Source organism: Bdellovibrio reynosensis (assembly GCF_022814725.1).
GTDB classification, from domain to species: Bacteria; Bdellovibrionota; Bdellovibrionia; order Bdellovibrionales; family Bdellovibrionaceae; genus Bdellovibrio; species Bdellovibrio reynosensis.
Map to the genome: position 1 here is coordinate 310,336 of NZ_CP093442.1, position 12,037 is coordinate 322,372.

The following is a 12,037-nucleotide window of genomic DNA, read 5'->3' on the forward strand; positions in this document are numbered from 1 at the left end:
CAATAAAAATCTTCACCTGACCGCAGTGTTTACCGATAAGTTGGCTATGGAACCAAAATCATCAACATTGGAACGACCACGGGCCGTGCAAATGGCCGCTGCAGTATTAATCGCAACTCCTGTTTTAGACATCATGATGATGCAAAGAACTGGAACGCAGATATTTTCATGGATCAGTTGGGTGATGATTGCCGGAGCAGGAATCAGTTTGATGATTCGCCATAAGCTATCTTGGCTGGTGGGCATTGCTTTATGCTGCCTTTTTGTTCTTTCTACCGGTTTTAGTTTGTTTCACGATTTAGAGTCTGCAGACCCTATTGTCAGTTCGGCTAAACTATTGGACTGCTTACTTGTGTTATTTATCGTGGGCACTGTTTCTTACTTTTTCAGATATCCTTACTTAGATCGTCGCCAAAATTGGTTTGCGCCAACAGGGGAACGTTTTGCTCTTTCCATGTCTGTTGTTCTAGATGGCGTTGAAACTCAAACTCTAGATCTTTCGTATACCGGGGCTAAAATTGCCACACCAGAAGGTGCTACCTTCAAAGTGGGCGATAAAATTCCATTGCAGTTCAGCGAAATTAACGACATCCAGTGTTGGGCCCGAATTATTGACTCGAAACCAGGCCAAGTCCGCGTTCATTTCGAGGACACTTCGGCCGGTGATAAAGAGATGATTCGTCAGTGGCTTTCTGCCCAAAATTTACAAAAAGTCTAATCTAAAAAGTTCTTTTCACTTTCGTGGAAGCTGGAATCAGAGTATAGACAAGGCATCTTTGTTAGGAACACATAATGGCAAAAGCACCTAAAAAAACCACTAAGAAAACGACTTTGAAAACCAGCAAAAAGCAATCGATTGAGCCTGGCGTTCATGCCCATGAGACAGCCGTGTTGGTGAAGCAAATTCTGGACAATGTTCGTCCAACACCCATGATTCATAACGGTCTAAGTAACGAAGAAAAGATCGAAAAAATCACCGAAAAATTCACAGAAATCATGGAAGTTCTTGGTCTTGATCTTACAGATGACAGCTTAGGTGATACTCCTCGCCGCGTAGCTAAGATGTACGTTAACGAAGTATTCGCAGGTCTTGATGCGAAAAAGTTCCCTAAGATGACAGTGATTGAAAATAAAATGAATTACGATCAAATGATCGTCGTTCAAAGCATCAGCTGCCTTTCTTTTTGTGAACACCATTTCTTGCCAATTGATGGTTTTGCTACGGTGGCTTATATCCCGAATCAGAAGGTGATCGGACTTTCAAAGATCAACCGCATTGTGCAATATTTTGCACGTCGTCCCCAGGTGCAGGAACGTCTCACTAAGCAGATCGCGGATTGCTTGCAATATATCTTAGGTACTGAGCACGTCGCAGTTCATATCAATGCTAAACACTATTGCGTAGTTATGCGCGGAATTGAAGACACAGGCAGTACCACATCAACGGCGGATCTCAGAGGCCATTTTAAATCCCGCCAAGAAACCAGAGAAGAATTCCTTCAACAGATTAAGACCAAATAAAAAAAGCCGGATTTAAAATCCGGCTTTTTAGTTTTTAGATATCTTTGTAGCTTATGACTCCGCTAAAGCTGACTGAAGAAGCTCCCTTGAATTTTTAGAGAGGGCTTCAATTCCAACCATGCGGCGGATTTGTTTTAGCGCCTTTTCTTTCATCGCAGGCTCAAGCTTTTGCACGAAGTTAAAAGCTGAACACAGGCGGGCAGCCACTTGTGGGTTCTTTGCATCGACTTCGATGATCTTATCAGCATAAAACTCGTAAGCATCGGTTTTTGGATCATGGAAGCGCACAAGGTTTGCACCAAAAGCTCTTAACAACGAATAAACGTTGTTAGGATTCGTGATGTTAAATGCGGGATGCTTCGTCAATGTTTTCACATCTTCCAAAGTTTGCTTCCGGCTTGTCGTTGCTTGGGCTGTGAACCACTTATTCATCACGACCGCGTCGTTTTTCCACTCTTCATAGAAGTTATGAAGTGCTTTATCACGATGAACAGATTCCGAGTCAGCAAGAATCATCATTGCTGTCATACGGTCTGTCATGTTTTGTGCGCCCCAATACTGTTTGTTCACTACTTCTAATACTTCTGGATCGTGCAGTTCTGCTAGATAGCTAAGGGCACTGTTTTTCAAGGAACGATGGCCAAAAGCTTTAGTATCGCGGCTTTTAGGTTCAACACCATGGAACTTTTGATAAATCTCTAAAAGTTGTTGGCGGTTTTCTTTAGCGATCGCTTTTTTCAAAGTCGTGCGCGCTGTATGGAAAGATTCCGTGTCTAAAACGGCTTCTTCTTGCGCTAAAACGGAATGGCTTGGAAGTTGTAACATTTTTGCTTTAAAGCCATGGTCCATTTTTTCGTCACGGATGATAGCGCTCATCGCAGCTAAATAGCGTTGATCAATCACTAAGTCTTTTTTGTTGCGAGCTTGGTCGATAAGTTGACGAAGGACCCCTAAACCGATTTTTTGCGCCATTTCGCGACGGTTGAAAGAATCCGTATCCTTTTCCATAAGGAAATAAAGATCATCTTGGGAAGCCTGCCATTTTAAATTCACAGGTGCAGAAAATTGGCGCAAGATAGAAAGTACCGGACGCTCGTTAAGATTTTTAAAGACGTAAGTTTCTTTGGCCTCTTTCAGCTCAATAAGATGTTTACCGTCAGAATTCGTTTCAATCTTATCGCATTCTAACTTTAATTCCTGACCGTTTTTGCTCAAAAGCTCCATCATCAATGGTAAATGGAAGGGCTCTTTTGTTGGTTGGTTCGGGGTGGGCGGGCAGTGCTGTTCTAATGTCAGGGTGTATTCGCTCTTGGAAGAATCATAGCTTTCGTTAACATTTACGACCGGTGTGCCTGATTGATGATACCAACGTTTGAACTGAGTGAAGTCTTTGCCGTTAGGCTCTGAGATCGCCGCCGCGAAATCATCCGTCGTCACAGCCTGGCCATCATGACGTTTAAAGTATTCATCCATGCCTTTGCGGAAACCTTTACGGCCCACAATCGTTTGCATCATGCGAATCACTTCAGATCCTTTTTCATAGATCGTCATGGTAAAGAAATTATCAACAGCCATGCATGACTCGGGACGAACGGGGTGAGCGTTAGGACCTGCGTCTTCAGCAAATTGCCCCACGCGAAGGGCGTCAACGTCTTCAATTCTTTGCACCCCACGATCAGTCATGTCGGCAGAGAATTCTTGATCACGGAAAACAGTTAAACCTTCTTTAAGTGAAAGTTGGAACCAGTCACGCAAAGTGACTCTGTTACCTGTCCAGTTATGGAAGTATTCGTGGGCTACAACTGATTCAATCGCATGGAAGTCTACGTCAGTTGCAGAGTTAGAATCAGCTAGCACCAGGCGCGAGTTGAAAACGTTTAGACCTTTATTTTCCATGGCGCCAGCATTGAAATCATCAATAGCCACGATCATGTAGTCGTTAAGGTCGTATTCAAGATTGAAAGTATCTTCATCCCACTTCATGGATTTTTTCAATGAATCCATTGCATGCCAGCAGCGTTCTTGTTTGCCGTGTGCCGCGTAGACTTCAAGATTTACTTTTCTGCCAGATTTCGTAACGAAGTTATCGCGAATCACGCCAAGGTCACCAGCAACCAAAGCAAAAAGGTAACAAGGTTTCTTGTGTGGATCACTCCAAAAAGCTTTGTGACGTCCATTGCCTAAGTCATCAATACGAACGCGATCACCGTTAGAAAGAAGGACTGGATATTTCTTCTTATCAGCTTCGATTGTCACAGAATAAGAAGTCATAATGTCAGGACGGTCAAAGAAGTAAGTGATTTTTCTAAAACCTTGGGCTTCACATTGAGTACAGAAAATCCCGTTGGACTTATAAAGACCTTCAAGTGACGTGTTCTTTTGTGGCTCAAGTTCAGTTTCGATTTCTAAAATAAATTTTTCTGGAACTTGGGGAATGATAAGTTCTTCGCCGGTGATTTGATAATCTTGGCTAGTTAAAACCTTATCGTTGATCTTGATTGAAACTAGCTTTAGTTCTTCGCCATTTAAACGAAGCTCCGCGGCTTCTTTCTTCGTTATATTGCTTTTAGCGATAACTCGACAAAAGTCCTCATTGAGGTTGAAGTCGAGGTTTATGGATTCTACGGAAAAAGATGGAGCTTTGTAGTCTCTTAAATAAATTTTCTCTTGTTTCATAAAGCCTCGATTCAGATAATAAATCAATGAGTTTGCTTATCACTTCTATCACAATAACAACACCGCAGCTAGAACCGATGCTGGGTTTTTACCGATTAATCGGCTTTCAATTTACAGCGTCAAAAGTGGATAAAGGGACCGAAGTGTTTCGTGCGACTCACAATGGTGTTGAGTTCTCACTGTATTCTACGAACAATCCTCTGCGCTCGAAGATTCCAAGCTTGCAGTTGGGCTTTAAAATTACAGATCTAACAGGAACAGTTGAGGAATTGACAAAGATTCCAGGAGCCATGTGTATTTTAGACCCAACTGAAATGCCTGACGGGAAGAAAGCCATCGTGCTTGATCCTGATGGCCATTCGATCGAACTCACTGAATACTAAGAGGGAAGTGGTGAAAAGCAGCCATCTGACTGCGTTGGAAACCTCTTGTCCTCGCTCCGATGTGGCGCTGCCACACCTGCGCTGCGGGAAGAGGCTTCCGCCTTGCAGCTGACTACTTTTGACCACTTCTGTTTTGCGCAATCTTAAAGAGTGATCGCTTTTTTCAGCGTCGTTAAACCTTTTGCTGTGGCAGCTAATCTTGCCAAGTCATGAACTTTGTCGTTTGAAACATCATGAGTTCTAACTGCTTTTTCATGGCTTACTACGCAAACCGGGCAGGCATTCACGATAGAAACAGATAACGCCATCATTTCGAAATCTTTTTTTGAATTCAAAGATTTTGCTAGTGAATTCATGCGCAAGCCCGCACGTTGGTAATCAGCTTGTGCCAATTCTGGTGGCAAGAACGATTTGAATTTGTAGTAAGTATTATTCATACCCATGATACCAGCAATTTCTGCGGCTTCTTGCATAAGTTCTGGAGCAGTTCCTAGCTCAGTCAGAACTGACTTTGATAAATCCACCAAAGCCTTATTTTCTAAAGCAACAGCGATGGAAAGCAAGTTCATGAAACGCTCTTGCGGTTCAAGCGGGCTGTCTTCCAAAACCTTTTTTAGGTTCAACGATAAGTCGCGGAAGATCGTTGAAGTCATTTCTGGGAATTCTTTTTCTAGATAAGCATCAACTTTTTCGGAAATCATTACGTACTCCTTGGTCGATTATTTCAAGCGAAGGCAGGATGGAGATATCCCGCCTTCTGTTGAACTAACTGATTAAACAGTCAAAGTCGCTTGACCTTTTTCCCAGTTGCATGGGCAAAGTTCGTCAGTTTGAAGAGCATCCAAAGTTCTAACAACTTCTTTTACGTTACGGCCTACTGAAAGGTCATTAACAGAAACCCAACGGATGATACCATCTGGATCTACGATGAAAGTTGCACGCAATGGCATGTGATCTTGTTTATGAAGAACACCCAATTGAGCAGCTAATTCTTTTTTGTAGTCAGCTAGCATTGGGAATTTCAAATCTCTAAGGTCGTCGTGATTGTTTCTCCATGCTAAGTGCACGAAGTGAGAATCAGCAGAAACCCCAAAAAGTTTTGTTTCACGAGCTTGGAAATTTTTGAATTCTTTGTTGAACTCAGCGATTTCAGTAGGGCATACGAAAGTGAAATCCAATGGCCAGAAGAAATAGACTGCCCATGAACCTTTGGCATCTTTATTCGCAACTTCTGCGAACTCTTTGCCTTTTTCGATAGAAACGCAAGCTTGCAATTTAAACTCTGGGAATTTATCACCGATAGTTAACATTTAATGTACTCCTTGTTTGGTGGTTTTAAATTTAATTATTTAACTTCGCCTTTAAAAATTAACTTCACATCTTTAATTTTAAATTTCTTCGGGATAGAGATGTTCAATTGAACGTCTTCCGGGTTGATGTCGTAAATCTTGCCGGTGTTTTCATCCACAAAATGAAAGTGATCGTGGGTGTTGCAGTCATAGATCACTTTGTCCGAATGGTTGAAGCGGAATTCTTTTAAAATCCCGGCGTCCACTAAAGTGTTTAAAGTGTTATAGACAGTGGCCTGGCTGATTTTGCCAAGGTTATGTTCTGCCCATTCTTTCACATCATCGGCACTAGGGTGGTCAGCTTCACAAAGCACAAATTTGCAAATAGCAATCCGTTGTAAAGTCGGCTGCACACCTGCGGCTTGCAAACGTCCTTCAATTTCAGCTGTAGATAAGCAGTGCTTCATTCATTTCCCATTCGGTTAAACATGATTGTTCTAAGGTTCCCTGACGGATAACGCTAGATGTTGTATCAGTTCTAAAATTAGAATAGTTCTAAACTTGGAATAGGTCAAGAGGGAATTTTGATATCTAGCAAAATCATGAGAAATCAATGGGTTAGGGATGATTTTCACTCGGTAGCGTAAATCCAGGTTCTAAGAATAGGCTCCGATTTTAAATACTGAAAAAGCTCAAAATGAATTTAATCCTCTTTGAGGTCGGAACTCGGATGGCTCACCCTTTGCCATGATCAACGTTAAAAAGGGTAAAGCATGGGCGACTCAAACGATGAATTAAATGAAGTAATCAAGCCACTAAGTCCGATTAAAGCGCTTAATCAGGAAGTGGTGGAATATATCCACGAAGTGCTCGCAGAGGAGCAAGCGGATTCCATTGTTGATCTTATCAAGCAGAGTAAGAACGACACTAATTGGCGTGGATACGCATTTTGCCAAATGTTTGAATTAGGTGATGTATTTTTAGAGCATCAAGAAAAAGTGAATTGGCGTGCGCTTATGGGAAATATTGAGCAAATGCTTGCCGATGAATCTTTGAATAATCCGTTCTGTGATGGGCACAGCGAATACTTGGACGTGCATATCTTAGTTCAGCAGGGAATTTTAGAATCATTTAGCAACAGTATTTCTAATGGTCACTTGCAAGTGAAAAATATTGGTCCCTATCTCGGTCCTAAATCACGCGATTATCTTCAAGCCTGGGATTCATTTCATGGCGTAAAAACCCCGGGTATCTGGGAAGAGAACGTCCTTCTTTTTCACGCCCGGAGAATGATGCAGGTATTCCGCGACAAATTTTAATTTTTGTCACCAGGCAGATTGTTTTCCTGCATGAACCTTTGAAAGCCCCTGTTTGAAAGGCTCTAGAAGTTTATCCTGTCTTACGGGGGTTCTATGCAAATCACCGTCAATTACATTTCACAGGGGCGCATGTTAGAAGGCCAATTGTTCGTTTCAGAAACTATTGCAGGCCTTCAGCCTGCACTTCTTTTTGAAAGTGCAGTCACTGGCGCCACACAGCGCATTACCGAAGTGATTGCTCGCGAAGTCGCCGACCAAGGCTTTGTAACCATGGTGGTAGATCACCGCTATTTCAGCGAAGACGAAACACAAGCAGAACCTTGGGAATCACCTTCAAAAAGAATTGAAGACGTAAAAGCGGCTTTTCATTATTTGCAAGATCACCCTGCCGTCGATAGTGATAACATTATAGGCGTGGGGGTCAGTGTCGGTGCTGAATATATGGCCGAGGTTTGTAGAAGTAGTTCTATCTGTAAAGGCCTAGTGATGTTGCAAGGCCCTTTTGATGATTCTCAAAACGCCGCTTCCCATTTAGATATTCCCTCCATTGTTATTGACGACACACACCTGGAGGCCGCCGTCGATGAAATCGTTTTGTGGGTGCGAACTTTATTAAATGGCAATTCCCCAATGAACAGTCGCCCGGTCCCGTGGAATGAAATTTCCGAATAATTAAATCTAAAATCTAACTCAGTCCAAGAATTAGGATCTATTTTTCCAGACATTGGGATCTCTTGATATTCCTCCATCCGATTTGCGCCGGTCAGCCCGGTATAAAAGCTGCATACAAGCTCGTCGTTGGAGGTTTTGAATGAATTCTGCGAAACGTTTGCAGCTCTTATCCCTAAGTCTTATTCTGTCTTTTTCAATGGCGTGCCAAAATAATTCCACGCCAGAAAAAGCGGTCACCGAAAGAAAGCACACCGCCGAGCCAGAGAATCCAGATGCCCCGGAAAAGTTTGAAGAAGTCGTCGAAGAAAATGGACTGCGATTTACTATTTCTCGTAAAGTGGATCTTAAAGCGGATCTTAGTAATAAAACTGATTATTTAGATAATCATAATATCTTCATTGTCTCGATCGGTATTGAAAAAAAATGGATCGACCAAGTGGAAGTGTATAGAACTGACGTTCGAACTAAAGAGGTTCGTAGAGTCAATAAAGAACCGGCCTCAATAAATAATAAAAAAGTTCTTTTAGAGGATTCTATTACTGCTTCAAGTAGTAAAATTGAAAATAAAATCTATAAATATACCGTCCTTCGCGGCGGTGAAAAATTAGCAGAAACTGAATTTCAAATTCAACCGGACCTTTATATACCAGCTGGGACGAAATCACTTGCAGACTTCGGAATAGAGTCTGGTGAGTTTAGAATCGGTACTCTGCTAATGGAAAACCAATCCCGCCTTGTTACCCAGGGAAAGAACGTCAAATTAATCACGCAAAAATTCATAGTTCAAAATACCGTCATTGGTGGCGTGGTGTCAGGGGCTCGCATAGAGACTTTTACGGCGGACGTTGCCAAGGCAGAGGCTGCTATCGGCGAAAAGGGGCGAGACGGTGGCACTATAGTAGTGGAAACACAACATGCCCAAGGAAATTTAACGGTGTACCTGCGCGGAACAAAAGGTGGGGCTGGCTATGACAATGCAAATCCGGGCGAGGATGGAAACCCGGGGGAGCAAGGCTATTGGGAAACATCATCTTGCGATCAGCCCGATGAAGGTAGCGGTTCAGGTTCCTGTAGATGCCTTGAGGGCCCTGGAAATGGATATGATGGTGAGCCCGGGGAGCAAGGACATCCCGGCGATCCGGGGAAGCCCGGTGGAAATTCAGGCAGTCTAGAGTTTCGTATTTCGAAAAATGAAAATTTCAAAATCCAAGTTGAAAGATGGCCTGGAAGCGGTGGTGTTGGTGGAAAAGGCAGTCCTGGAGGCAAAGGAGGAAAAGGCGGGGCGCCGGGAAACTCATACAACTGTCCTCGAGCGAAGAGTGGCAAAGCGGGACCACAAGGTCCTGAGGGTGAAGCAGGAGACTTCGGTCCGACTGGAAAAAAAGAAAAGATCTGTGTGCAAAACGATGAACAGCAAACAATGGAATGCTTGGCCGGTGAATTATGATTTTTAAAAAATCAATCCAATTAGTGACAGCGATGAGTTTATTAACAAGTGGTTGTTCCCAAAGCTCGAACAACTTACCACCAAAAACTGAAGTTCAGGAAAGGGCCCAAACAGACCTTTCTCAGCTAGAGAAATTGTTAAAAGGGCCATTTCCTAATTTCGCGTTGGCAGAGATTTTTGCGCAAGAAATTAAATCCCGTCACCCTGAACTGGGACAGAATATTTTAAGAAATATTAAAAGTAAAAACGCTTGGGGAAATGTCAGCCAAGAACTTAGTGACGAGTGGAAAACGGCGGCGCGCAGTTACATTTTGCTAAATTCGGCCGCGTGGCAAGATGACATTCTTCAAAAAAACTCTTTGATTTTTAATTATTCAGAGATGGAAAGCACTGGAGGTTTTTCAGGGCGAATTCAGATGCAGATCGCGGCGATTGCCAAGGCGGAAGCTTTAGAAAAAATCATGTCAGCTTATAATAAGGCTATTGAGGAAGATGCTAAATACTTATCTCAAGATATGGTTGTGAGATGGGATGAAAGACAAAAGGACGTTATTAAAAAAGTCGAAAGCATTGTTACTGACGATGTGAAAGAAAAGGCACAAAAAATTTATGAAGTGCTTGTAAAATACGACAAACAATTAGCCACGTACCAATTTCCAGATCGCGATAAAAATAGATTGCTTGTATACACCGTTGTGGCGGCGGCGTTAGCTAATCACCTTAAAGAAAACAACTCAGTAAAGTCGTTAATTAAATCCTACCAAAAAGGAAAGGAAATTAAGGAACGGATCGAGCGTCTGGGAATGTTGTTAAATTCTATCGATAAGCATAATGAAGAGATCAAAAGTAGCTGGAACAAAATGAAGGTTTCATTTGAGGGTATCCAAGAGGACCTTAAAATCGGAGCTCACGATATCATTAGAAATCCCGGACTGTCGCCCCAGACTAAAAAGAATTTGGAACATTTCGTCGACGGACTTTTAAACGGTGTCGAAGAAGGTGCCGAAGATCTGCAAAGTCGCGGGGAAAAATTAAAGGGAATTTATACATCGGGAGTAAAACTAACAGAAAGTGCAAATCAGTTCCTTGATAGCTCCAAACAAGTTGCTAATTCGCTGGATCACCTTTTGACTTCGGCAGAAAAAGTTGCCGCCGTTGTCGGCGTAGAATTAGGTGCGCCTATTAAAGACGCCATCAATACAGCAAGAAAAGTTTCTGAAGGCATTGAGTTTGTTAATTTGGTAACCGGAGCCTTTCAAAAAGGCGGGCTTGCAGGAGCTATGGCATCTATAGCCAGTGGACCCGGTTTGGCATTGGTGGGGGCTTCCGCGGTAGGCCTGGGGGGTGGTGATCAGACTGCTGCTGATCTTGGTGAAATTAAAAAAGATCTGCAAGAAATTAAAAGGATGCAAAAGCAGACTTTAGAATTACAAAAAGCAACGATCGGAATGATTCGTGATTTGGCTCTTATGATTGATGAAAATCATCAAAGAGAAATGGCACTGATGGAAGATATTCGCGATGAGGTTTTGGTGTCAAAACAACTTATTGCAATTCAAAATGAACAAAGACTTAAAGCTTGTAATAGCATGTTAGCTTTCGGGTCAACGGGGCATGATTCCGTCGCGTATGCTTCCGGAGTTAAAGATTTTAGCACCGTTAGAAAATTGGTGGTCGAAAATAATCAAGGGTTTCAGGCTATCAATAAAATGTTGCGCGGACCTTCAGAAAAGGCCTTTGAAGAATGTGCGTTAGGCATGAGTCTGGTTTTCACCGAGGGAACAAACGATGCCTTTTTGCTTCGTCACTTTTATTCGATTGCGGATGGCGAAGGTTTGAAAGTTGAAAAAAAACTTTTTCATCCCGCTTTAAACTATTTGAGCAGTCAAGCAGCTAACCGGTCGGTGACGGATATGGCGCTTTACGTGCCTGTGCGCGACGTAAAAACTTTGCTGTTTCGAAAAAACTTTTATATTTACGATATGTCTTCCACACATACTGGAGGTCAGCTTTCTAAATTAAACGACCTGATCGCACCCCTGGCTTTGGAAAAGTTCGTTTCTACCTTATTAGCTATTCACCCATTTATTTCACTGGATCTTAAAGCTTGGGCTGATCTTGAGACTGCGATGTCGTTTGCAACGGATACTATCGGGGGAGCGCCTTTACCGACAGCCCGGTCTCAGGGATGGTTGAAGGGGGCGTTAGAAAAAACGAAAACTGCGATCGCGCAAGAGGCGATACTTTCTGGTGAACCGCTATTATTTTCTCTTAATCGAGACTTTAACAAGATAACCATTGAAAAAACAGGCTGTGAGCGTGTGAATGAGGAGCCTTTCTGTTTTGTCCGTCGTAATTCATTAATGATGAAAAACTTAATCATTTATAGGGCACATCAAGATATTAGAAACGCCAGTCGCAGTGGTTCGTGCTATTTGCAGCCAGAATATTTTGGTCTTAAGGAAGATGATTTTGTATTAAGCCAAGGGCGCTGCTATTTAAAATTAGGGAAGCTCCAGGTCGAATTGCCACCGTATGAAAATGTGCAAAGCGGAAAGCTTTTATATACAGAGACCATGGGGCGGCTGATGCGCTTACAGCAAGCCATTGCAGCTGAGATCACCCAAGTAAATCCACATGACCTTGATTCAAAACGGATCGAACAAATTCGGGATTTACTTTTAGTTCATTAAAAATGAAGAAAGCCGATCAAGCTAAGGTCGGCTTTTT

Annotated in this window: 11 protein-coding genes; 7 read left to right on the top strand and 4 right to left on the bottom strand. The window is 42.6% G+C overall.

The window, feature by feature from the left end; genetic code table 11:
* Positions 1–46 precede the first annotated feature (46 nt).
* Together MNR06_RS01430 and folE are read left to right on the top strand one after the other, a co-directional pair.
* Complete coding sequence (locus MNR06_RS01430; protein WP_243538125.1) at positions 47–718, top strand: PilZ domain-containing protein; 672 nt, start codon at positions 47–49, stop codon at positions 716–718.
* A gap of 74 nt (positions 719–792) precedes the next feature.
* On the top strand, positions 793–1,521 hold the full coding sequence (gene folE / locus MNR06_RS01435) for a GTP cyclohydrolase I FolE (protein ID WP_243538127.1): 729 nt from the start codon (positions 793–795) through the stop codon (positions 1,519–1,521).
* 51 nt (positions 1,522–1,572) lie between these two features.
* Here the strand turns inward: folE and pepN are convergent, their stop codons facing one another.
* Complete coding sequence (gene pepN, locus MNR06_RS01440; RefSeq protein WP_243538129.1) at positions 1,573–4,197, bottom strand: aminopeptidase N; 2,625 nt, start codon at positions 4,195–4,197, stop codon at positions 1,573–1,575.
* A 26-nt stretch (positions 4,198–4,223) separates the two neighbouring features.
* On the opposite strand from pepN, the gene MNR06_RS01445 reads away from it, so the two are divergent.
* Positions 4,224–4,580, top strand: a complete 357-nt coding sequence (locus tag MNR06_RS01445; RefSeq protein WP_243538135.1) for a VOC family protein — start codon at positions 4,224–4,226, stop codon at positions 4,578–4,580.
* A gap of 143 nt (positions 4,581–4,723) precedes the next feature.
* On the opposite strand, the gene MNR06_RS01450 is transcribed toward MNR06_RS01445, so the two are convergent.
* The 3 genes from MNR06_RS01450 to MNR06_RS01460 form a co-directional block, all read right to left on the bottom strand.
* Positions 4,724–5,281, bottom strand: coding sequence for a carboxymuconolactone decarboxylase family protein (locus tag MNR06_RS01450; protein WP_243538137.1), 558 nt, complete (start codon positions 5,279–5,281; stop codon positions 4,724–4,726).
* Positions 5,282–5,353: 72 nt separating this feature from the next.
* Positions 5,354–5,890, bottom strand: coding sequence for a peroxiredoxin (locus MNR06_RS01455; RefSeq protein WP_243538139.1), 537 nt, complete (start codon positions 5,888–5,890; stop codon positions 5,354–5,356).
* Positions 5,891–5,925: 35 nt separating this feature from the next.
* Positions 5,926–6,336: a Fur family transcriptional regulator gene (locus tag MNR06_RS01460; RefSeq protein WP_243538141.1), complete on the bottom strand. Its 411-nt coding sequence runs from the start codon at positions 6,334–6,336 to the stop codon at positions 5,926–5,928.
* Positions 6,337–6,642: 306 nt separating this feature from the next.
* On the opposite strand from MNR06_RS01460, the gene MNR06_RS01465 reads away from it, so the two are divergent.
* The 4 genes from MNR06_RS01465 (at position 6,643) to MNR06_RS01480 (ending at position 12,000) form a co-directional block, all read left to right on the top strand.
* Positions 6,643–7,188, top strand: a complete 546-nt coding sequence (locus MNR06_RS01465; protein WP_243538143.1) for a hypothetical protein — start codon at positions 6,643–6,645, stop codon at positions 7,186–7,188.
* A 93-nt stretch (positions 7,189–7,281) separates the two neighbouring features.
* Positions 7,282–7,860, top strand: a complete 579-nt coding sequence (locus MNR06_RS01470) for an alpha/beta hydrolase family protein (protein ID WP_243538145.1) — start codon at positions 7,282–7,284, stop codon at positions 7,858–7,860.
* 139 nt (positions 7,861–7,999) lie between these two features.
* Positions 8,000–9,307 (top strand): collagen-like triple helix repeat-containing protein, encoded by a 1,308-nt coding sequence (locus MNR06_RS01475; protein ID WP_243538147.1) that lies wholly within the window; start codon positions 8,000–8,002, stop codon positions 9,305–9,307.
* Complete coding sequence (locus MNR06_RS01480; protein WP_243538148.1) at positions 9,304–12,000, top strand: hypothetical protein; 2,697 nt, start codon at positions 9,304–9,306, stop codon at positions 11,998–12,000. The genes MNR06_RS01475 and MNR06_RS01480 overlap by 4 nt, the downstream gene beginning before the upstream one ends.
* Positions 12,001–12,037: the final 37 nt, after the last annotated feature.

What these genes read in the sequence shown, in the direction of transcription:
- MNR06_RS01470 (WP_243538145.1), top strand. Translation starts at nt 7,282, where the DNA reads ATGCAAATCACCGTCAATTACATTTCACAGGGGCGCATGTTAGAAGGC.
- MNR06_RS01455 (WP_243538139.1), bottom strand. Translation starts at nt 5,890, where the DNA reads ATGTTAACTATCGGTGATAAATTCCCAGAGTTTAAATTGCAAGCTTGC.
- pepN (WP_243538129.1), bottom strand. Translation starts at nt 4,197, where the DNA reads ATGAAACAAGAGAAAATTTATTTAAGAGACTACAAAGCTCCATCTTTT.
- MNR06_RS01445 (WP_243538135.1), top strand. Translation starts at nt 4,224, where the DNA reads ATGAGTTTGCTTATCACTTCTATCACAATAACAACACCGCAGCTAGAA.
- MNR06_RS01480 (WP_243538148.1), top strand. Translation starts at nt 9,304, where the DNA reads ATGATTTTTAAAAAATCAATCCAATTAGTGACAGCGATGAGTTTATTA.
- MNR06_RS01465 (WP_243538143.1), top strand. Translation starts at nt 6,643, where the DNA reads ATGGGCGACTCAAACGATGAATTAAATGAAGTAATCAAGCCACTAAGT.
- MNR06_RS01475 (WP_243538147.1), top strand. Translation starts at nt 8,000, where the DNA reads ATGAATTCTGCGAAACGTTTGCAGCTCTTATCCCTAAGTCTTATTCTG.
- MNR06_RS01450 (WP_243538137.1), bottom strand. Translation starts at nt 5,281, where the DNA reads ATGATTTCCGAAAAAGTTGATGCTTATCTAGAAAAAGAATTCCCAGAA.
- MNR06_RS01460 (WP_243538141.1), bottom strand. Translation starts at nt 6,336, where the DNA reads ATGAAGCACTGCTTATCTACAGCTGAAATTGAAGGACGTTTGCAAGCC.
- folE (WP_243538127.1), top strand. Translation starts at nt 793, where the DNA reads ATGGCAAAAGCACCTAAAAAAACCACTAAGAAAACGACTTTGAAAACC.
- MNR06_RS01430 (WP_243538125.1), top strand. Translation starts at nt 47, where the DNA reads ATGGAACCAAAATCATCAACATTGGAACGACCACGGGCCGTGCAAATG.